Genomic DNA, 20,263 nt, shown 5'->3' on the forward strand with positions numbered 1-20,263 from the left:
TGTGTAGAACTGAATCACCGACACCTTGATGCGGTCCCATTGATTGAATGTTTCCACATAGGTAGATGAAATGAGCTTGCCCAACGAGATGACGCTGATTGAAATCACCCAACCCGGCGGACCTGAAGTGCTACAGCCACGCCAGGTACCCGTTCCTGCTGTGGCGGCCGGTGAAGTGCTGATTCGTGTGCACGCCGCCGGCGTCAATCGCCCGGATGTGATACAGCGCTCCGGCAAGTACCCGATGAAACCCGGCATGAGCCCGATTCCCGGGCTCGAAGTGTCGGGCGAAGTGGTGGCGATGGGGAATGGCGTCAGCGACTTCATCGTCGGTGACAAAGTGTGTGCCCTGACCAACGGCGGCGGGTATGCGCAGTACTGCGTCGCTCCGGCCGGCCAGACGTTGCCGATACCCGACGGGATGGACTGGGTACACGCGGCGGCAGTCCCGGAAACGTTTTTCACGGTGTGGGCCAATCTGTTCGAAATGGGAGGCGCCAGCAAGGGCCAGCGCGCATTGATCCATGGTGGCACCAGCGGCATCGGCACCACCGCGCTGATGCTGTGTCGCGAATTCGGGATCAAGGCGTTCGCCACCGCCGGCAGTGAAGAAAAATGTGCGGCGATCCGCAAGCTAGGGGCTGAAGCGATCAATTACCGCGATCAGGATTTTGTTCAGGTCATTCAGGAAAAAACCGCCGGCAAAGGGGTCAATGTGATCCTCGACATCATGGGCGGTTCTTACCTGAATCAGAACATCGCAGCCTTAGGTCTTGAGGGCCGGCTGGTGATGCTCGGTTTTCTGGGCGGTGCACGTGCCGATGACGTCGATTTGCTGGCAATCATGGCCAAACGCGCGACGATCACCGGCTCCCTGCTGCGCCCACGCACCACTGCAGAAAAAGCCTCGATCGCTGAACAGTTGCGTGAATACGTATGGCCAGTGCTAGCCGCCGGACGTTGCCTGCCGATGATCGACAAGGTTTACCCACTGGCGCACGCCTCGCAGGCTCATCAGCGGATGGAAGCAGGCGACCACATTGGCAAGATCGTATTGCAGGTCAGCTAACCTGCCCTTCCCTAAATTTGTGCAATGAACGCCCGGTTTCTCAAGAGGAGAGCCGGGCTTTTTCATGCAATTTTCTTGTACAGTTTGATCAGCAAACATTGCTAATAACTCAATAAATGCTGATATGTTTAAATAAATTCTTATACGTAAATTTTTTCATGTATAAGAAATGGCGTAGCAATAAAGCGGGATACATGTCATAAAGCCATCAGTCGAATTAAAAGCCTGAGCATCAGGCTTCGATTCGCTGCACCCGCTCCAGGAGGGCCACCATGCAAGAACATCAGTCGGAAACGAATCGCTTGGCCGCGGTACAAGCCCTGGAATGGCTGAAGACAGCTGAATCTGAAAACTTCGACCGTATCTGCCGTTTGGCGGCGGCCTATTTTAAAGTCCCGACGGTGTTGATTTCGCTGGTCGAGCGTGACCGCCAGTGGTTCAAGGCAAAGGTGGGTTTCGATCGCGACGAAACCCCTATCGAGCAATCCTTTTGTGCTCATGCCATTCACGAGCAAGGTGTGTTTCAGATCCGCGACGCAACGCGAGATGTGCGTTTTTGCGACAACCCGTTGGTGACGGCGTCCCAAGGTGTTCGGTTTTATGCCGGGGCCCCGTTACGAACACGTGCCGGGCACGCCATCGGCAGCTTCTGCATCATCGACAAAGAACCCAAAGAGCTGACCAACGATGAACGCGCGGTCTTGCAGGACCTGGCGGAAATGGTGATGGCGCAAATCGAACAGCGCCAACTCAACGATTGCCATGACTCGGTCAGCGGTCTACCCAACCAGCGCCAGTTTTTTGCCGACCTTAATGATTTGAGCCTGCAACCCGACTGCAAACCCCGGATGTTGGTGTTAATCAATGCGTTTGATTCAAACCTTGGGCAAGACCTGAGGCTGGCGCTGGGCGCCAGCGCAACGCAGTCGATGATCCTCGAAATCGCCCGGCAACTTAATAAAAATCTGGCCGGCGTCAGTTGCGCCTATCACATCAATGAACGGCAATTTTGTTTCATGCTGCCGACCGCAATGCTTGATTGCGAACGGTTCGTTCACCAATTGATCGACGGTCTGCGCCTGACCACTCAATCGGACAGCACCCTGACCAGCCCTTCACCGCGAGCCGGCATTGTGATTTTCGAGCACGATGCGTTCTCCCACGCCGACCTGCTGCGCAAAGCAATGCACGCGGTAAAATCAGCTTACGAAACCAATACGCCATGGGCGCTTTATGATGCGGTGCGCGACCTTGCCTGGCGCCGCGCGTTCACCCTGGCCGAAGATTTGGACCGGGCGCTGAACTCCGACCAGATGTTTTTGATGTTTCAGCCGCGCTTCAATGTGCTTGATGGGCGCCAGGTCAGTGCCGAAGCACTGCTGCGCTGGAATCACCCGGAACTGGGGGCAGTGTCGCCGGCCGAATTCATACCGGTGCTGGAACGTAACGGGCTGATCCATCGCGTGACGCAATGGGTGATCGTCAAAGCCTTGAGCGCCATGGCCTTGTGGGAAGACGAGGATTGCCGGATTTCGATCAACCTGTCCCCCAGGGATTTCGACGATAGAACAATTTGCAGCACACTCAACCTCGCCTGCCAGCGTTTCGGTATAAACCCCCAGCGGCTGGAAATCGAAATTACCGAAGGCGAATGGATACGGTCCAATCCCCAAGTCATTCAGCAGCTCCATGAGTTGCGCGACTTGGGAATGGATGTGGCGATTGATGACTTTGGCACTGGCTACAGCAACTTCGCTTACCTGCACGAAATTCCAGCCAATGTGATCAAGCTCGACCAGTCGATTGTCACCAACCTGCCCGACAGCCCGCGCAATCAGGTGATCGCCCGCTCGATTCTGCAACTGGCCAACGACCTGGGTTACCGAACCGTGGCCGAAGGCATCGAGAATGCACAATGCCTGGCGTTGATTGCCGAGTATGGTTGCGCCGAAGCCCAACGCTACTTTTTTGCCCGCCCGATGACGCATGAGCAGTTCACGGCGCACAGCAAAATCGGCCCCTTTGCCATGCCGCCGCTGCCAAGCCAGACATCGCTGAAAGTCGTGGTTGCAATCGATGCCGGTCCGCCGATTGAAAGCGGACAGCCATGGAGGGCGGCTCCATAAATGTGCGTTCGGCGCGGACTGCCCATCCGTTTCAATCAGAGGTCCGGGCACTTCGCTTTTGCAGTAATTTGCATCAATTACGCTTGCACGACCGTCGAAAAACTCACCCGATGCCCGGCGCATCTGTTAAAACGCGAACTTCATGTCTGTACCGGTGCCCCCTTCAATGCCCTCATCCTTGCTGAACCGCCTCGGCCGACGCTGGCTGCCACTGGCGTGCATGGCCGCACTCATAGTCGGCTTGCCGGTAGGTTGCGGCGTGCTCAAGTACAAGGAACGCGAATTGTTGTTTCGCATCGAGCCCGGAACCGCTGGCTGGTATCGAGGCCTGCCGAACGATGTTCAAGAGTTCGATATCAAGCCTTCGAGCTTCAAGGGAGGGCAAAACCTGCACGCCTGGTGGTGGCCGGCCGCCCGTCGTGATGCACCGTCCATTTTGTATTTGCACGGTGTGCGCTGGAACCTGACCGGACAGGCGTTCCGCATCGAGCAGTTACGGGCCATGGGCTATTCAGTGTTGGCCATCGATTACCGCGGGTTTGGCCAAAGCAAGGGCGACCTGCCGTCGGAGGCCAGCGTTTATGAAGATGCGCATGCCGCCTGGGACCGCTTCGTCGAGATGCAACCAGACCCGAAAAAGCGGCTGATCTACGGCCATTCGTTGGGCGGCGCGGTGGCCATCGACCTCGCGGTAGACCTGGCCACTCAGGCGAAAAAGGACCATGTAGCGGTGCCGGCTCGCGGCTTGGTGATCGAATCAACCTTCACCTCGCTGGGGGATGCCGTGGCGCAAGTGGCGGACAACAACCTGCCGGTGAAATGGCTGCCGGTGCGCTGGTTGTTGTCGCAGAAATTCGACTCCATCGACAAAATCGTCGACATCGACATGCCGCTGTTGGTGGTTCACGGTTTGGCAGATCCGTTCATGCCCTCGCGGTTCAGCCAGCAGCTGTTCAATGCCGCCAGCGAACCCAAGCGCCTGCTACTGGTGCCCGGTGGCACTCATAACAACAGCATGAGCCTGGGCGGTACTCAGTATCGCCAGGCACTCGACGGCCTGATGAAGTCCAAACCACCACAAGTCGCCGGGCCTAGCGGTACCCCTGGGCTTGCAGGTTGAATAACTGCGCATAGCGCCCGCCGGCAGCCACCAGACTGTCGTGATCACCGCGCTCCAGAACCGTCCCCTGATCCAGCACGATGATGTGATCGGCATTGCGTACGCTGGAAAACCGGTGGGAAATCAACAAGGTCATACGGCCCTCGGTGTGCTCGCTGAAATGCTCGAACACTGCCGCTTCCGCCGCCGGATCAAGGGCTGATGTCGGCTCATCGAGGATCAGGATGTCGGCATTGCGACGCATGTAAGCGCGGGACAAGGCGATTTTTTGCCACTGCCCGCCCGACAGCTCCTGGCCACCGGCAAACCAGCGCCCCAATTGCGTGGCATACCCTCGATCCAGGCGTTCGATGAAAGGCGCCGCCATGCCCTCGGTCGCCGCTTCCTGCCAACGCTGCTCGTCGCTGAACGCCAACGTATCGCCGACGCCGATGTTCTCGCCGACCGTGAACTGGTATCGGATGTAATCCTGGAAGATCACCCCGATACGCTGACGCAGTGCATTTTCTTCCCAGGTTTGCAGGTCGCTGCCGTCGAGCAGAATACGGCCCTGATCGGGACGGTAGAGCCGGGTCAGTAATTTGATCAACGTGGTCTTGCCCGAACCGTTTTCCCCCACCAGCGCCACGCTGTGACCCGGCACCAGGTGCAGGTCGATGCACTCCAGCGCAGCACGGCTCGAACCCGGATAACGAAAGCCCACGTTCTCGAAACGCAACCCATCGCCCGGCACCGCGCCCACGGTCAGGTGCCCGCTGTCGGCGACCACCGGTTCTGCCAGGTATTCATAAAGGCTCGACAGGTAGAGACCGTCCTCGTACAGGCCGCTGATGGCGCTCAAACTGCTGCTGACCGAGGTTTGCCCCTGTTTGAACAACACCAGGTACATGGTCATTTGCCCAAGGGTGATACTGCCGTGAACGGTGTCGACCACGACCCAGGCATAAGCCAGATAAAACGCACTGGTGCCCAGCAGCCCAAGCACAAAACCCCAGCCATCGCGGCGCAGCGTCAGGCGACGATCTTCGGCATACAAACGGGCAAAGGTTTCGCGGTAGCGCTTCAACAGCAGCGGCGCAAAACCGAACAGCTTGACCTCTTTGATATAGCCCTCGTGGGAGAGCAGCGTCTCGATATAGCTTTGCTGCCGACTCTCCGGCGCGCGACGGGTGAACAAGCGAAACGCATCCCCGGAAAAGTGCGCCTCGGCGAAGAACACCGGCAACGCGCCAATCACCAACAGCACCAGCGCCCACGGCGAAAAATGCACCAGCAACACGCCGAAGCTGATCAACACGATCAGGTTCTGAATCAGCCCCAGCGACTTCATCACCAATGCCAACGGCCGGGTCGACGCTTCTCGCCGAACCCGAACCAGTTTGTCGTAGAACTCGGAATTCTCGAATTGCACCAGCGATAACGTCTGGGCTTTCTCCAGAATCATCGTGTTGACCTTCTGCCCCAGCTGAACCCGCAACAACGATTGCTGGACTGACAGCGCACGCTGAGTGCCCGACAACAGCGCCAGCACACCGGCCTCAAACAACACGTAACGCACCACTGGCCACAACGGCGCACTGCCCTGCTGTGCGTGCAACTGCATGGCAAACACCACCGCATCGACGATGCGCTGGCCCAGCCACGCGGCGAGCGCAGGCAGCACGCCAGCGATCAGCGTCGCCAGTACCAGGCCCAGAAACAGGCCACGGGAAGTCCCCCATACCAGCAGCAAGGCGCGTCTGGCCTGGTCCAATAAGGAAGCGAAGCGATTGAGTGCCGCAGGCATAGGGGAAACTCGAAAATGTCGGTGAAACAACAAGGCGCCATATTACTGCAGTCGCAAGGCCTCTAGCCTGATGGGTTCAACCTGCCGCCGGCGTCTCGACCTTTTTCGGGGTCGGCGGGCACACATCGATCCCGGCCAGGCTGGCACGCGGTACGAATTGCACGGCTTTGGACTCGGCTTTCCACAGCCGCACAAAGTAAATCCCATCGGCCTCGGCGATAACGCGTAACGGGCGACTGAAGCCCGGCCTGCCGGGGTCCGTTATGCCGTCGAGCCCTTTACTCTCGGGGCCAAAATTCAGAATCGCGCAATGACGTGCACCGGACGCAGAGACCTGAAACGCAAACCCGCCCAACTTGGCGCCTGACGGTGGGTACAAGCCCAACCCGATCACCAGCAGCAGGACAGCGCACGCGATCAGCGCAACCGGATTTTCATGGCTGCGCATCTTCACCACCAACAAGGCGCCGAGGAGCTGGACGACCCATACGACCATCAGTTCCACCAACATCAGCGGCACGATCCACCCGATATTGTTGACGTACTGGCCAGCGATATCGATGACCACAATGGTCACCTGAAGAATCACTATCACCTGAACGAAGGCAGACATTACACAGGCGACACGAAAGTCCATCGACATCGGCCCCTCGACACCCAGCGTCATCAGCCAGCAGTAGCAGGCGATGGTCAGCACCGTCCCGACTGCGGCCGCGCTTGCCCACCAGACGTTGGCGGAGACCTCGGCGCCAATCACGCTAAGCAATGCGCAAAATGTTCCCAGGATCACCAGGCCGCCCGCCCAGCGAGCCAGCAATCGCAGGTGGCCTGCTTTGCGCTCAGGGTCTTGATGATCGAAGCTGAAGTCGTCGCTCAGGCGCCTGCCCGAATCATTCAAGCGGTGAAACAGGACGAATATCGGCATCAGCACAAACGCCACCAACATCGTGATGATGAACACCAATAATGCGGACATGACCGGCAACGCGGTGATCACCGCAGAGGACGTGACGCTGAGCGGGATTTTCTCCTCCTGGATGTACTGGTACAGATACACCCCGGCCATCAGCAACACACCGACGCTCAAGGGCCAGGCGCGCTCGTTGAGCCACAACAGATGGCTGCTTAATTGGGCAAAACGGTCGGGCGAAGTACGCTTGGATGGTGCAGTGATGGGTTCAAAATCAGTCACCTCAACGGCTCCTTTAGTGGGTAAAGCGTCCTTTTCTCAAGCATGTTCACCTTGGAACCGCGCCCGATAGCGCCCCGGGCTCTCCCCGGTCCACTTCTTGAACGCGCGATGAAACGCACTGGGCTCCTGAAAACCCAAACGCTCGGCAATGTCGCCGATGCTGGCCTTGCTCTCGCGCAATTGCTCAAAGGCGACACCGCGCCTGACTTCATCTTTGATTTCCTGGTACGAACAGCCTTCACGCTCAAGTTTGCGGCGGAAAGTGCTTGGGCTCAGGTGTTGCTCCAGGGCAAAGGCCTGCAAGGTCGGCCATTCGCTGTAATGGCTGTTGCGCAAGCGTTGATGAACCTGTGACGCCAAGCCGTGTTGATTGCGAAAGCGGATGACCAGCCATTGCGGCGCGGTGCGCAGGAATACTTTCAGCGATGCCAGGTCCTGAACCATCGGCAGTCGCAGGTAATGGCTGGCAAATTCGATTTCGGTACGCTCGGCGCCAAACGTCAGGTTGGGGCCCCACAGCAAGCGGTCATCGCTCAGCGGCACACGTTGGTGACGGAAGTCTGCGCGGTCGATGGGAATGCGTCGTCCGCCGAGCCAGCACATCAGGCTGATCATCAGTACCAGGAAGGTTTCTTCGCCAAAGCGGCTGATGTGCTCGTCCTGCGCGCAACTCTCAAGACTGATGACCGCACGTTTGCCGCGAACGGTCAGCGTGCCGCGAAAATCTCGCAGGAACAACCCGAAATTGGCCAGGCACTGGCGCATGGCTTTGTGCAGGTCAGGCTCTTGAATCAACGCGCGACAGATCAGCGCGAAGCTGCCCGGCAGCATGCCATGGGAGTCGAGCGCGAAAAACTCGTCGTTCAGCTCCTGGATCAGAATCAACCACAACGCAGCAAACTCACTCGCCGGAACCCGCGCCGTTGGCTGCTCGATCAGCACCGGGTCGATGCCGGCCTTTTCCAGTACAGCCCTCAAACGCTGCGGGTTTCCCCGCAGCCCATGGATCATGGCCTGTACGAAGTAGACGGCTACTGAGTCCTTTTCCCGCATATGAACGCTTCTCCCCCCCATCACCTGAAATGGCAAAAAACACCAGCGCCGTTGAACAGTTTCGGCATAGGACAACCGCCCGGCCAGCTCTAGACTCGGCGCCAATAGTACGCTTTCGGCCGCAGTCTCGGCCAAGGTATCGCACGGCTGGATCGGAAGGATCGGAACATGAATCTGCAAAACATCGGCGTGATCGGCGCGGGCACCATGGGCAACGGCATTGCACAGGTCTGTGCAGTGGCGGGTTTCAACGTGACCCTGATCGACATTTCCGAGAGCGCTCTGCAAAAGGCTATCGCCACCGTCGGCAAAAACCTGGATCGACAAGTGGCCAAGGAAACGCTGAGCGAACAGCAAAAACTGGCCGCCCTCGACAAAATCCGCACCAGCACCGATTACAGCAGTTTGCACAATGTGCAGATGGTCATCGAGGCCGCCACCGAAAACCTCGACCTGAAACTGCGGGTATTGCAGCAAATCGCCGCGCAAGTCAGCGCTGAGTGCGTGATTGCGTCCAACACCTCGTCGCTGTCCATTACCCAACTGGCGGCCAGCGTCAGCTCACCTGAGCGGTTCATCGGCCTGCACTTTTTCAACCCGGTGCCGGTGATGGGCCTGATTGAAGTGATTCGCGGCCTGCAAACCAGTGACGCGACGCATGCGCTGGCGCTGGACATGGCCACCACACTCGGTAAAACCGCGATCACCGCCGGTAACCGTCCGGGGTTTGTCGTGAACCGGATTCTGGTGCCGATGATCAACGAAGCGATCCTGGTGTTTCAGGAAGGCCTGGCCAGCGCCGAAGACATCGACGCCGGTATGCGCCTGGGTTGCAACCAGCCCATCGGTCCGCTGGCGCTGGCAGACTTGATCGGTCTGGACACGTTGTTGTCGATCATCGAGGCGTTTCACGACGGGTTTAACGACAGCAAGTACCGCCCTGCGCCACTGCTCAAGGAAATGGTCGCCGCCGGCTACCTGGGACGCAAATCGGGGCGCGGTTTCCATGCCTATGCCTGAGCGTTGCACGCGTTTTGCCGAGTACCGGGACAAGGTGCTGGAGTTGTTTGCCAGCAAGGGGTTCGGGCAGGTCGGCATGCGCGAGCTCGCGACGTGCCTGGGGCTTTCCCCGGGCTCGCTGTATCACCATTACCCAAGCAAGCAGCACTTGCTGCTCGACCTGATCGAAGAGTTTTACGAAGAGCTGCTGGCATCGCTGGGGCGCATTGCGCAAAAGGCCCCGGCCAAGCGTGACAGGTTGCAGGCTTTGATTCAGGCACATTTGACGCTGCATCAGGAAATGCCCTGGCATTTTCGGCTGGTGGAGCGTGACAGCAGTTGCCTGAATGAAGAGCAGCAAGAGCGCGTTCGAAAGCTGCGCGAACAGTACGAACGCGTGTTGCTGAAGATGGTCGGTGTGCGCTCGCGTTTCAGTGAAACAGGCCAACTGGCGGCCGGTCACGCCATTGCGTCGCTGCTCAATAGCGCTCCGAGCTGGCTGGCGCAGCACACGCTGGACGAAGCAGAGCGCAATGAGCTGCTGGAAAACCTGGTTTGTGGCGCCATCGAGCGGCTGCTGGCCCCGCGGCGCTCTGTGGAAGCGATAAGCCTCGCCCGCCCTATAGAAAAAACATCTAAAAAATCAGCGACGCTCGCCCCGTTTTAGGTCTTTGCTACCCGGGCCAATGTCCATCGGAACTCGCAGGCAAACCTGACGTTCAACCGATGTGTGCCTTTCAATGACCGGGAGCGCAATCATGAAAATCAATCCCTACCTGATCTTCAACGGTGACTGCAAAGCGGCCTTCACCTTTTACGCCAACAGCCTGCAAGGGCAAATCGAAGCCATGATGACCTTCGGTGAGAGCCCGGCGCGGGAACACGTGCCGGCGGACCTGCACAACCTGATCATCCACACCCGGCTGGTGGTGGGCGATCAAGCGATCATAGGCTCGGACACTACGCCGGATCGTCCCACGGACGAGATGGCGGGTTGTTCCATCTCGCTGAACGTCGAGAGCATTGCCGAAGCTGAACGGATTTTTAGCGCATTGGCAGAGGACGGCACTGTGCAAATGCCGCTGGAAGCGACGTTCTGGGCCGCGCGATTCGGCATGTTGACCGACCGGTTCGGCGTGGCATGGATGGTTAACTGCGAAAAAGACCAGTGAGTTTTTTTACCGGTGATGCCTGGAAGCGAACCAGAAACCGCAGGAACGAGCCTGCTCGCGATGACCGTTAACGATACTGCGTGACCTGAATAAACGCGTCGTATCGGAGTCCATCGCGAGCAGGCTTGCTCCCACACGGGACGTTGTTACGGGCAAAATGTGCGTTGGTCACGGTCAATACTGTGGGAGCGAGCCTGCTCGCGAAAGGGTTGTGCCAGGCGATATCAAGGGTGAATGCCAGTCAGCCTTCGCCAGCAGGCTGGCTCCCACCGTTGTATTTTTGCCGGACTCGGAATTGGTGTGCGACGCCGATCCAATGTGGGAGCGAGCCTGCTCGCGAAAAGTGTCAGGGCAACGCGTTGATTCAGTCACTGCGCGTGATCGTTGCCGACCATCGCGAGCAGGCCGGCTCCGTCATGCTGCGTCAGAGCTTGGCGATCGAGACTTCGGTGGATTTTACGAAGGCGATTACTTCACTGCCAATCTTCAACTCCAAGTCGCGCACCGAGCGCGAGGTAATCACCGAGGTGACAATTCCGGAAGCGGTTTGCACATCGATTTCGGAAACCACTTCGCCGTGCACAATTTCCTTGATGACGCCCTTGAACTGGTTACGGACGTTGATCGCTTTGATGGTCATGATGAGGCTTCCTGTTTGATGTCGAGCCGATGCGCACGGGTGTGCAGGCCTTCAAAATGCACGTCGCGAGCAAACATTAAAAGGAATATATAATTATCTATTTATACCTTTCAGGAATATAAAAGCCTGACCGTTATCCGACTACTTGATCCGATAGTGGAACGTATTGCGCACGGCAGGGACCGCCACCGCTCGGCCATCGATTATTCGGGGCTGATAACGAAAGGTGTTGGCAGCGGCCAGTGACGGTCGCATGAACATCGGATGGCAGCCTTCGAGCACGGTGGGGTGCTCGATCAACCCTTGTGGGTTAACGGTGTATTCCACGGTGCAATCGCCTTCGATGTTTTTATCCAGCGCACGCTGCGGATAGTCCGGCGCCTCTTTGCTCAAGGGCAAGTATTGACGACTGTCGGCGACGGCCTGAGCCGCTTGCTGACGAGCGCGCTCGGCGGCCAATCGCGCCTGCTCAGCGTGCTGCGCCTGTTGTGCCTGTTCATTCGCCAGACGCTGCTCCTGCGCCTCGCGCTGGCTTTTTTCTGACGCCAGGCGCTGGCGTTGCTGCTCCGCCTGAACGGCTTGTTTTTTGTCTTCGACCCGTTTGCGTGCAAGTGCCGCCTGTTCAAGCTTTTGCGCCTGGACCTGCGGATCGGCCAACGGTTTTACTGGCGCCGCCACAGTGGGCTCGGGCGGTGTCGGCGCCCCTGCAGCGGGCACCGGCAGCGGTTCGGATACTTGAGGCGGCGCTGCCGGTGACACCACCACCAGACGGGTTGTCAGCACCTTGGGCGGCTCGACGGCTGGCTTCTCGACTGACCAGCCGTGAACCAACAATGCGAGGGCAAGCGCATGCAGGGCCACCGCCAGGCTAGCAGCCAGGCCGTTGCGCCAGAACTCGCTGCGATTAACACTCTGCCATTTCAAGGACGGGGTGTCCATGATCATCGCCGTCATTGCGGGGCCTCGGTCACCAGCCCAAGGTTGCTGACCCCGCCCTGCTGCAGAGCGGCCATGGCGGCGACAACGCTGCCATAACCGGCGTCTTTGTCGGCACGGATGTACACCTGCGTGTCATGCCGCTCGGCAACGATCTGCGCCACCTTGGCCTGCATATCGTCAAGCGAAACGGCGCTGTCGGTCTGGTGTTGCGTGTCGAGTTCGCCGCCAAGATTCCAGTAATAACCACCCTCGGCTTTGACCGACAAGGTCAGAATTTGCTGGCGATTATCGGTGGCCAGCGCTTCACTCGCGACCTTGGGCAGTTCGATCTTCACGCCTTGGGTGAGCATTGGCGCGGTGACCATGAAAATCACCAGCAGCACCAACATCACGTCGATGTAAGGCACCACGTTCATTTCGGCCTTGGGCCCGTGTTTGCGTTGCGGTCTGACGAGCATGCTCACTCTCCTCTCAGGCGGCAGCCGCCAGGTTCAACGGCGCGCCGTGTAACGTGCGATGCAGACGTACTTGCAGCTCGTTACCGAAGGCGTAATAACGCGTCAGCAAGGTTTGGCTGCGGGACGAAAAACGGTTGTAGGCAATCACCGCTGGAATCGCCGCGAACAATCCAATGGCGGTCGCGATCAAGGCCTCGGCGATACCCGGTGCCACCGTGGAGAGCGTCGCCTGCTGCACTTGAGACAAACCGAGGAAGGAATTCATGATGCCCCACACCGTGCCGAACAGGCCGATGTACGGGCTGACCGAACCCACGGTGGCGAGAAACTGCAACCCCTTCTCCAGCTGGATTTCCTGCTCGCTGATCGCCACATAAAGCGAACGCTCGACCCCTTCGAGCACCACCTCGGCGGTGTTTGCGGAATGCTGTTTGAGGTGGCTGAATTCCTGATAACCCGCCTGGAAAATCGGCTCTACGCCGGCCTCGTTATCAGCGCTTCTCGCCGTCTCCCGGTACAACGGCAACAGCTCCGGCGCAGTACGAAAACGCTGCACGAAAGCGTTCATCTGCCGCTCGCGGCGCTGCAGGACACTGCCGCGCTGGATGATCAGATACCAACTGGCGATCGATGCCAGCAACAGGATAAGCATCACCGCTTTGACCAACAGGCTCGCGTCGCTGATCAGCCCCCAAATCGTCATGTGTTCCAGAGTGGCCTGCATGGTGAAACTCCTTGTTTGGCGCTCGCAGGCCGTCGATGCGCGACGGCCATTGAGCTATTCGATGAAAAAGTGATGACAGGGTGATGACTGAACGGGTCAGGGCAACTTCAGTGTTTTGGTGACCTCGGCCCAGGGCACGAATTTGAAATTCTGGGTCTGCTCGGGCATGCGTTTTCGGCCGTCCTGCACCACCATCATGCCCGCGCTCCAGGCACCGCCAAGGTTGACCGAAGTGACTTCCAGGCCATCGGTTTCGGAGGCGCCATCGATACCGGCCTCAGCGTTGAGGCCCACTCGGAACGCGCCTCGAGAAGCGAACGGTGGCTCGGCATCCAGCACCAGATAGCTGTCATTGCCCTGGCTTGAGATCACCAGGTAGTCGTGATCGGGACTTTGGTACAGCGCCAAGCCTTCGATATCGGCATGCAGCTGCGGTCCGACCTTGATCACGCTGCTCAACGTCGCCGGCTGATCGGCGCGGGCGTCAACCGCCCACACGCCCACATCCTCCTCACCCAGAAACAAGCGTTGACGCTGATCGTCGGCGACGCAGCCCTCAGGCTGGCTATCGACTTTGAACTGGCGCACCAACTCACCTTGCACCGCGCCATTCGGCGCACTCAGGCGGTATTGCAGGAAGGTGCCGTCCTTGTCATTGGCAATCGCGTAGATTTCACCGCTGGCAGGCTGGAACAGGCAGATGCCGTAGATTTCCTTGAGCGGTGTGGGGATTTCTCCTGCTTCACGCAGCTCGCCGCTTTGGCGATCAATGCTGAACACGCTAAGGCTGTTGTGATCGCGATTACTGGCCACGGCAAGGTCGACAGTGTGCTGGCCGAGCTTGAAGTTTGGTCGCACGTCGACGTTGTTCAATCGTCCTACCGACAATTCCTGCTGCAATTTGCCTTGCAGGTCGTACACCAGCAGACCCTGTTTTTTATTGGTGCCCAGCACGCGACTCAGGGCTGGCTGCTGCGGATGAATCCAGATGGCCGGGTCGTCCGCCGCATCGCCCTGGCGTCCCACCGGATCACTCTGGACTATCGCCGGCACAGTCGGCAGCACGGGCGCCAGGGGCACCGGCGTTGGCTGCCAATTCAGCTCGCCCTGATACAGACGACCGCTGTCATCGTCGCGCACCACGACTTGCAGGCCTTTAGCCGTCGGGCGCACGGCCAGGTTTTGCGGTTCTTTCAAACCTGTCAGCGCCACGGTGGCTTGGGCAATCCAGCGCTCACCTTGCTGCTGATAGAGGTGCAGTTGCGCGGCTTTGGGGTCGAGTGCGACAACGCCACCGGGCACCAGTGCCATGGCTCCCGCCATCTGCTTGATCTCGCCATAAGGGGCACGCATGGCCACTGGCGAACGCTTCACATCGGCTTCCGGATGCGCGGAGTAAGCCCACCAACCGACGTTTTCTTCATTGACCACCAATAGATGGGCGCCGTCATCGACCTGGCAATCGGTGGCCGACGGTGGCAACGGCAGACCGCGGACCTTTTGCGGTTGTGAATTTATTGTCGCGCCATTGCCGACCAACCACTGCTCGCCCTTACCCTCCTCGCCCACCAGAAACACGAACAGGTTGCTCGCTTCATCGCGGTACAGGCACACGCCATTCACCGGGTAATCACGTGCCGGCAAATACACCGGTTGGCCCCAACTGCGTTTGCCGGGGTCAAGGTTGATCAACACGGCTTGCTGGCGCTCGTTGTCGAGACTTGCCACAAGCACCTGCTGCCCGGCGGCACGGCTGTCCACGCTGCTGAACGAGCCTTTGAGTCGCGCCAGTTCGGCACCTTGTGGATCAAGCAACAGCAAGCCATCACGCAGGCTTGCAGCCAGACGCTCGGGCCCCAGATTTGCTGGCATAAAAGCGACTGCATCGACCGCAAGGCTGGGCGCCCACGGCTTAAGTGCGAGGCTCGGCGCGGCCGCCAAAACCTGACCTGCGGCGAGGGTGATCAGTGCGGCGAGAATGCTGCGTTTGGGTAATAACGAAAGGCTCATCAACGGGCAAAGTCCATGTCATGGGGTGGCAGCATCTGGCTGCCACCGCGAAATTTAGAAGTGGGTGAAGGTCAAGCCGAGCTTGTAGGTCGGGCCGTATTCTTCGTACTGGCCGTTGTAGGAGCGGTTGCCGGTGTAGACGAAGTACGGCTGATCGGTAAGGTTCTGCGCCTCGAAACTCACCTGCAGGTTTTTGCTCAGCGAGTAGCGCGCGCTGAAGTCGACGAAGGTTTGCGAATCGACGTGCAGGTCGTGGGCTTTGTCGTTGATAGAGGCCAGCTCGAACAGGTAATCCGACTTGTAGTTGGCCGACAGTCGCAGGCTCACTGTGTCGTTCTCCCAACCGAGCATCAGGTTGCCGACAGTGTCGGACTGATTGGGCAAATCGATGCCGCGCTTACGGTGGGTGCCACTGGCCGCGTCGAACCCCTTGATCTCGGCGTCGGATCGGCTGAACGTGGTATTGGCGCCCACCAGCAAGCCATTCCACGGCGCGGGCAGCCAATCGAATTTCTGCGAGTACGCCAGTTCCAACCCGTAAAGCTTGGCGCTGTCGCCGTTGGCAAACGTGTGGGCTTCGGTGAAATCAACCCACTGCCCCGTGCCGGCCAGGTCGGTGTTGTAGACGAAGTTCTTGATGTCCTTGTAGAACACGAACGCCGAAACGGTGCCGGCACGTCCCATGAAGTGCTCGATACCAAGGTCGAGGTTGCTCGACTCCAGTGGTTTGAGTTCCGGGTTGCCGAAGGTTGCTTCGTCATCGTCAATGATAAAACCTGGCGCCAGTTGACCGAAGGTCGGGCGCACCACGGATTTGGTCCAGGCGGCGCGAACCTGGGTGTTCTTGTCCAGCTGATAGCGAGCATGCAAGCCTGGTAACCAGTGGTGATAACGGCGTTTGGTGTCGGTTGCCTGGAACTCGCCGTCCGTGGCGCCGGTGCCCTTGGCCTGGAACTCGGTACCCTCGTAACGCAGGCCGGCAATGAAGCGCCAGTCGTCGATGTCGAGGGTGTTCATCAAATAGCCGGCGTTAATGTCCTCACGGATTTTGAAGTCGTTGACCCGCGACTCGGTCTCGTCATAAAAGTCCGCCCGGTTCAACCCGCCGATCAACTGCTTGATGCCACTGCCGCTGATGCCCGGCCCGAACTGCCCGAGGCGGTAATCGACGTTGCCTTTCTGGAACCGCGTGAGGTTGAGTTGTTCGTCACTGAAACCCAGGTCATCAAAGTCTTCATAAACCCAGGCATCCAGATCATTGTCCTTGTTGCGTCGGCTGACCTTGCCGCCGAACTTGACCTGTGATGCATAGCCTTTGAAATCGTAATCCCGGGCCAGATCCAGGCGCAGGTTCTTCTCGGTGTCGGTGGTTCGCTGTTTTTCCCAGTCAACTTTATCGAGGCTGAAATTCTCGGGGTTGTAGAAGCCCTGCCCAATCACCGGGCGGGGCTTTTCGTTGTCGTAAAAGCCGCTGTCGGCAAAGTCATCGGCGCCGTCGAAAGCAGCATTGGCGATATGGCCAGGGCTGTCTTCGCTGGAACGGCTGTAACCGGCCTGACCGCTCAAGGTCCACAGACCGAACATGCGTTCGCCACCGAGTACGTAGGACTGAATTTCCTGGGTTTCTTCACGCTGTTTGAGTTTGCGCGAACCCTCGGTATCACCTGCTTCACCTGCCGCCAGTGGATCGGCAAACTCAAAACTGGTGGAGTTGCGGGTTTCGCTGTCCTTGTAGCGGCTGTACAAGGTGCGCAGGTAGTAGCTGCTGAGGTCGTCGGGTTTGTAATCGAAGTTCAGGCCACCGCCGGTTCGCTCGCGGCTGATGTCGTAGTCGCGCTGCTCGAATTCCTCAAGTTTGGCACCTTGCTGAAAATCCCAGGCGCCGCCGGTTTCAACGTTGTCCGAACCAAAATCGCGTTTCTGCCAGCTCAGTGCCGCCGCCACACCGAAGTTGTCGATACCGTCGCCAAGACTGAAACGATTACTCGCCGCGCCGGAAAACTTGGGACTGGTCTGACGGGTGTTCTTGTCGTAACTGGCCTCACTGCTGCCGGTGTAGAACAGGCCTTTGTGATCGAAGGCCGAGAGGCTTTTGACATCGACGGTGCCGCCCAGGGAGTTGGCATCCATGTCCGGCGTCAGCGTCTTGATCACCGATAACGACTGCACCAGCTCTGACGGCAATACATCCAGCGCGACGGCGCGGCGCTCGCTTTCCGGCGAGGGCACCAATGTACCGTTGATGGTCACGCTGTTGAGGTCCGGGCCCAAACCGCGAACGCTGACAAAGCGCCCTTCACCCTGATCACGCTCAACACTGATCCCCGGCAAGCGCTGCGCCGCTTCGGCAACGTTTTCATCGGGCAACTGCGCCATGCCATCGGCATGCACCACACTCTTGATGCTGTCGGAACTGCGTTGCTCCTTCAGCGCTTTATCGATGCTCGCGGCTTGCCCCACCACTTCGACGTGCTCGGTATTCGTCGAGCTTTCGGCAGCGCTCAGGCGTTCACTGGTCATGGCCATGGCTAACGCTGTGAGGGTAAAGCCGAATAACCCGGCGGTGCTGCTGCGCTTGTACATGAATGTCCTCCCCCAAGAGCCCGATAACGCCAGGCAACAGGCCCGGCAACTGAGAGCGCAAGCTAGGGTTGGGGGATGACGGTTCTGTGACAGCGGTCGGCCGTGAGTCCTGTAAACCGGTGTTTCAATGGCCATCGGGAGCTGAACTGAGCTGATATGACCCACACCCGTATTCGGCCCGCTCGGCCACCACTGCGTAAACGTTGCGCAGAGGTCGCCCGCACCTTCACGCCAGCGCACCCGAGGTAAAAAAAACCATGGGCCGGGTGAGCTGATTCGACCCATAGCGATCTTTCAACCCGGTCACCCCGCTGTCATAAACATCTGCTGTGCTGACGCGCATCGCCTCTACTTCAAAGGATCAAGGCCATGTTCTCTGTGCTCAAGCCTCACCGCTGGAAGCTCTTCTCGCTGCTGCTGGCGGCGAACCTCGGTTTGCTTCTGTACCTGGCATGCGGCGAGTTGAAAAGCATCAGCGAATGGGTATGGCTGGACATCGTTGGCGAAGGCGGAACGGCATTGTTGGTTCTGCTGTGGCTGGGGTTGGTGCTGAAAAGTCGCCCCGCTGGACGCGTCACCAATTACCTGGCACTGGGCCTGAGCTTCATCTTTTTTTCATGGTGGATCGACAGCCTCGACGAGTTCATCCGTCTGCCCGATAGCATTACCTGGGATCACTGGCTCGAGTCCGGTCCGATGCCGGTGGGGATGATTCTGCTGACCATCGGCATCTATCACTGGCATCGCGAACAACTGGCGATAAGCGCCCAGATGGAGAAGCGCGAAAAGCTGTTCCGTGAACACCGTCTGTTCGACAAATTGACGCCGCTGGGTGGCGCCGATTACCTCAAGCGGCAACTGGTTGCCAGCCTTGAAGAGAGCCATCGGCAACAACAGCCGTTGTCACTGCTGGCGCTGGACATCGACAATTTTGCCGCAATCAATCAAACGTTCGGGCATGCCGAGGGCGATGCGGTGTTACAGGCCCTCAGTCATCTGCTGTTGCTGAATCTGCGCCGCCAGGACTTGCTCTGCCGCTTGGCCGGCGACCGTTTTGTGGTGCTGCTGCCCAACACGGGCGAAAGTCAGGCACGGCTATTGGCGCTTGAACTGCAACACGCCGTTCAGGGACTGGCGCATAAAACCCGCCAGCACAGCGAGCGCGTGCATTTGTCGGCAGGCACTGCGGTGGTCATGGCCATGAACGAGGAGCCGGATGCCCTCCTCAAGCGCCTCAACCTCGCTTTGGCCCGAGCCAAGCAGCCACTGGCAAGAACGGCCTGAGGCTCGGCCATGACCTTAAAAACCACGTGGTATGAAAACGACAGCCGTTTTATTCCGGCGCATTACCAACCGGCGACCCTGATTGATCTTGCCCTGTCGCGAGACATCGACAGTCATCGCCTGCTGCGTGGCACCGGACTTTTTCATGACGACATCCTTGCCGGCCAGACCCGGCTAAGCCCGCAGCAGTTTTTTGCACTGATCGCCAACAGCCGACGCTTGCTGGATGCCGACGACAGCAGCTTCCTGTTTGGGCAACGCTTGCTGCCGGGGCATTACGGCCCGGCCAGCCACGCGCTGCGCCACGCACAAAACCTGCACCAGGCGCTCGAGACGCTGGTACGGCAGCAGACGCTGCTCAGCCCACTGGTGACTCCGCGACTGCTGCTGGATGAAAAACACGCCTATTTCTATTGGCTCGACAGCTGCGGCGCGAATGAACAATGGCGCTTTTTGCTGGAAGCGAGCATGACCTCAATCGTCGCCATGAGCCGCTCCCAGAGTGGCCAACGCTTGCCGTGGGAATGCAGTTTTAGCCACGCTGAACCGCGATACGTCGAGCAGTATTGGGTGCATCTGGGCGAACACACGCAGTTCAACCGGCCCTTGGACATGATGCGTATTCCACGCGAGCACCTCGCACAACCCTGGCCAAATGCATCGACCACCGTCGGCCAGGTCGCTCGCCAGGAAGCCCAGCAGCAGATCCACCAGTTGGGCTTTGCCTCAAGCTTCGTCGACTGCCTGTATCACTACCTGCAAACCCACGTTCGAGAAACGCCCAACCTCGAACAAGCGGCCCAGGCCTTCGCCATGAGCCCGGCCACGCTCAAACGCAAACTGCAAAAACATGACACCGGGTTTCAACAGCAGGTTGATCTGGTGCGCAAGCACGTGGCGTTGTACCTGTATCAGATCAAGGGTTTCAGCAACGAACAGGTCGCCGACTACTTGAGCTTCAACGACGCGGCAAACTTTCGTCGCTCATTCAAGCGCTGGACGGGCAGCACGCCGAATCTAGTTCGGCAGTTGTTTGGTACGGGTTGACGTCAAAAGCCAACCAATGGATCCACTGAATGAATATTTCCTGAAAGTACAGCGTGAAAGT

Annotated in this window: 17 protein-coding genes; 8 read left to right on the top strand and 9 right to left on the bottom strand. The window is 58.7% G+C overall.

Going from position 1 to position 20,263, the window contains the following annotated elements:
* Window positions 1-70 precede the first annotated feature (70 nt).
* The 3 genes from ACQR3R_RS10870 to ACQR3R_RS10880 all read left to right on the top strand — a co-directional run bounded on the left by ACQR3R_RS10870 (window position 71) and on the right by ACQR3R_RS10880 (window position 4,315).
* Entirely contained in the window at window positions 71-1,069 is a 999-nt protein-coding gene (locus ACQR3R_RS10870; RefSeq protein WP_428272134.1) for a zinc-binding dehydrogenase, read from the top strand.
* A 272-nt stretch (window positions 1,070-1,341) separates the two neighbouring features.
* Window positions 1,342-3,195, top strand: coding sequence for an EAL domain-containing protein (locus ACQR3R_RS10875; RefSeq protein WP_428272135.1), 1,854 nt, complete (start codon window positions 1,342-1,344; stop codon window positions 3,193-3,195).
* A 166-nt stretch (window positions 3,196-3,361) separates the two neighbouring features.
* On the top strand, window positions 3,362-4,315 hold the full coding sequence (locus ACQR3R_RS10880; protein WP_428272136.1) for an alpha/beta fold hydrolase: 954 nt from the start codon (window positions 3,362-3,364) through the stop codon (window positions 4,313-4,315).
* Here ACQR3R_RS10880 and ACQR3R_RS10885 read toward each other — a convergent pair.
* The 3 genes from ACQR3R_RS10885 to ACQR3R_RS10895 all read right to left on the bottom strand — a co-directional run bounded on the left by ACQR3R_RS10885 (window position 4,287) and on the right by ACQR3R_RS10895 (window position 8,346).
* Window positions 4,287-6,101, bottom strand: coding sequence for an ATP-binding cassette domain-containing protein (locus ACQR3R_RS10885; RefSeq protein ID WP_428272138.1), 1,815 nt, complete (start codon window positions 6,099-6,101; stop codon window positions 4,287-4,289). The genes ACQR3R_RS10880 and ACQR3R_RS10885 overlap by 29 nt on opposite strands.
* Window positions 6,102-6,177: 76 nt before the next feature.
* Complete coding sequence (locus tag ACQR3R_RS10890; RefSeq protein ID WP_428272139.1) at window positions 6,178-7,293, bottom strand: hypothetical protein; 1,116 nt, start codon at window positions 7,291-7,293, stop codon at window positions 6,178-6,180.
* 36 nt (window positions 7,294-7,329) lie between these two features.
* Complete coding sequence (locus tag ACQR3R_RS10895; RefSeq protein ID WP_428272140.1) at window positions 7,330-8,346, bottom strand: AraC family transcriptional regulator ligand-binding domain-containing protein; 1,017 nt, start codon at window positions 8,344-8,346, stop codon at window positions 7,330-7,332.
* Window positions 8,347-8,514: 168 nt separating this feature from the next.
* Here ACQR3R_RS10895 and ACQR3R_RS10900 point away from each other — a divergent pair, with 168 nt between their 5' ends.
* The 3 genes from ACQR3R_RS10900 (at window position 8,515) to ACQR3R_RS10910 (ending at window position 10,517) form a co-directional block, all read left to right on the top strand.
* Window positions 8,515-9,366 carry a 3-hydroxybutyryl-CoA dehydrogenase gene (locus tag ACQR3R_RS10900; protein WP_428272141.1) on the top strand — a complete coding sequence of 284 codons (852 nt, stop codon included), beginning with the start codon at window positions 8,515-8,517 and terminating at the stop codon, window positions 9,364-9,366.
* Window positions 9,353-10,012: a TetR family transcriptional regulator gene (locus ACQR3R_RS10905; protein WP_428272142.1), complete on the top strand. Its 660-nt coding sequence runs from the start codon at window positions 9,353-9,355 to the stop codon at window positions 10,010-10,012. Before ACQR3R_RS10900 ends, ACQR3R_RS10905 begins: the two co-directional genes overlap by 14 nt.
* Before the next feature lie 91 nt (window positions 10,013-10,103).
* The gene (locus ACQR3R_RS10910) at window positions 10,104-10,517 is read left to right on the top strand and encodes a VOC family protein (RefSeq protein ID WP_428272143.1); all 414 of its coding nucleotides are present in this window, start codon (window positions 10,104-10,106) and stop codon (window positions 10,515-10,517) included.
* A 424-nt stretch (window positions 10,518-10,941) separates the two neighbouring features.
* Here ACQR3R_RS10910 and ACQR3R_RS10915 read toward each other — a convergent pair whose 3' ends face one another.
* The 6 genes from ACQR3R_RS10915 to ACQR3R_RS10940 all read right to left on the bottom strand — a co-directional run bounded on the left by ACQR3R_RS10915 (window position 10,942) and on the right by ACQR3R_RS10940 (window position 17,871).
* Window positions 10,942-11,157: a TOBE domain-containing protein gene (locus ACQR3R_RS10915; protein ID WP_428272145.1), complete on the bottom strand. Its 216-nt coding sequence runs from the start codon at window positions 11,155-11,157 to the stop codon at window positions 10,942-10,944.
* A 141-nt stretch (window positions 11,158-11,298) separates the two neighbouring features.
* The gene (locus tag ACQR3R_RS10920; RefSeq protein WP_428272147.1) at window positions 11,299-12,096 is read right to left on the bottom strand and encodes a TonB family protein; all 798 of its coding nucleotides are present in this window, start codon (window positions 12,094-12,096) and stop codon (window positions 11,299-11,301) included.
* Between the two features lie 11 nt (window positions 12,097-12,107).
* Window positions 12,108-12,554, bottom strand: coding sequence for a protein TolR (tolR, locus tag ACQR3R_RS10925; protein ID WP_428272148.1), 447 nt, complete (start codon window positions 12,552-12,554; stop codon window positions 12,108-12,110).
* A gap of 13 nt (window positions 12,555-12,567) precedes the next feature.
* Window positions 12,568-13,278: a protein TolQ gene (tolQ, locus tag ACQR3R_RS10930; protein ID WP_428272150.1), complete on the bottom strand. Its 711-nt coding sequence runs from the start codon at window positions 13,276-13,278 to the stop codon at window positions 12,568-12,570.
* Window positions 13,279-13,374: 96 nt separating this feature from the next.
* Window positions 13,375-15,288, bottom strand: a complete 1,914-nt coding sequence (locus ACQR3R_RS10935) for a phytase (protein WP_428272151.1) — start codon at window positions 15,286-15,288, stop codon at window positions 13,375-13,377.
* Between the two features lie 54 nt (window positions 15,289-15,342).
* The gene (locus tag ACQR3R_RS10940; protein WP_428272152.1) at window positions 15,343-17,871 is read right to left on the bottom strand and encodes a TonB-dependent receptor; all 2,529 of its coding nucleotides are present in this window, start codon (window positions 17,869-17,871) and stop codon (window positions 15,343-15,345) included.
* Between the two features lie 369 nt (window positions 17,872-18,240).
* Here ACQR3R_RS10940 and ACQR3R_RS10945 point away from each other — a divergent pair, with 369 nt between their 5' ends.
* Window positions 18,241-19,155, top strand: coding sequence for a diguanylate cyclase domain-containing protein (locus tag ACQR3R_RS10945; RefSeq protein ID WP_428272154.1), 915 nt, complete (start codon window positions 18,241-18,243; stop codon window positions 19,153-19,155).
* Between the two features lie 9 nt (window positions 19,156-19,164).
* Complete coding sequence (locus ACQR3R_RS10950; RefSeq protein ID WP_428272155.1) at window positions 19,165-20,202, top strand: AraC family transcriptional regulator ligand-binding domain-containing protein; 1,038 nt, start codon at window positions 19,165-19,167, stop codon at window positions 20,200-20,202.
* Window positions 20,203-20,263: the final 61 nt, after the last annotated feature.

This window comes from Gordonia sp. IEGM753 (assembly GCF_050321825.1).
Taxonomy (GTDB): Bacteria; Pseudomonadota; Gammaproteobacteria; order Pseudomonadales; family Pseudomonadaceae; genus Aquipseudomonas.

What these genes read in the sequence shown, in the direction of transcription:
- ACQR3R_RS10920 (WP_428272147.1), bottom strand. Translation starts at nt 12,096, where the DNA reads ATGGACACCCCGTCCTTGAAATGGCAGAGTGTTAATCGCAGCGAGTTC.
- ACQR3R_RS10940 (WP_428272152.1), bottom strand. Translation starts at nt 17,871, where the DNA reads ATGTACAAGCGCAGCAGCACCGCCGGGTTATTCGGCTTTACCCTCACA.
- ACQR3R_RS10870 (WP_428272134.1), top strand. Translation starts at nt 71, where the DNA reads ATGAGCTTGCCCAACGAGATGACGCTGATTGAAATCACCCAACCCGGC.
- ACQR3R_RS10905 (WP_428272142.1), top strand. Translation starts at nt 9,353, where the DNA reads ATGCCTATGCCTGAGCGTTGCACGCGTTTTGCCGAGTACCGGGACAAG.
- tolQ (WP_428272150.1), bottom strand. Translation starts at nt 13,278, where the DNA reads ATGCAGGCCACTCTGGAACACATGACGATTTGGGGGCTGATCAGCGAC.
- ACQR3R_RS10935 (WP_428272151.1), bottom strand. Translation starts at nt 15,288, where the DNA reads ATGAGCCTTTCGTTATTACCCAAACGCAGCATTCTCGCCGCACTGATC.
- ACQR3R_RS10900 (WP_428272141.1), top strand. Translation starts at nt 8,515, where the DNA reads ATGAATCTGCAAAACATCGGCGTGATCGGCGCGGGCACCATGGGCAAC.
- ACQR3R_RS10875 (WP_428272135.1), top strand. Translation starts at nt 1,342, where the DNA reads ATGCAAGAACATCAGTCGGAAACGAATCGCTTGGCCGCGGTACAAGCC.
- ACQR3R_RS10910 (WP_428272143.1), top strand. Translation starts at nt 10,104, where the DNA reads ATGAAAATCAATCCCTACCTGATCTTCAACGGTGACTGCAAAGCGGCC.
- tolR (WP_428272148.1), bottom strand. Translation starts at nt 12,554, where the DNA reads ATGCTCGTCAGACCGCAACGCAAACACGGGCCCAAGGCCGAAATGAAC.
- ACQR3R_RS10950 (WP_428272155.1), top strand. Translation starts at nt 19,165, where the DNA reads ATGACCTTAAAAACCACGTGGTATGAAAACGACAGCCGTTTTATTCCG.
- ACQR3R_RS10885 (WP_428272138.1), bottom strand. Translation starts at nt 6,101, where the DNA reads ATGCCTGCGGCACTCAATCGCTTCGCTTCCTTATTGGACCAGGCCAGA.
- ACQR3R_RS10915 (WP_428272145.1), bottom strand. Translation starts at nt 11,157, where the DNA reads ATGACCATCAAAGCGATCAACGTCCGTAACCAGTTCAAGGGCGTCATC.
- ACQR3R_RS10945 (WP_428272154.1), top strand. Translation starts at nt 18,241, where the DNA reads ATGTTCTCTGTGCTCAAGCCTCACCGCTGGAAGCTCTTCTCGCTGCTG.
- ACQR3R_RS10895 (WP_428272140.1), bottom strand. Translation starts at nt 8,346, where the DNA reads ATGCGGGAAAAGGACTCAGTAGCCGTCTACTTCGTACAGGCCATGATC.
- ACQR3R_RS10880 (WP_428272136.1), top strand. Translation starts at nt 3,362, where the DNA reads ATGCCCTCATCCTTGCTGAACCGCCTCGGCCGACGCTGGCTGCCACTG.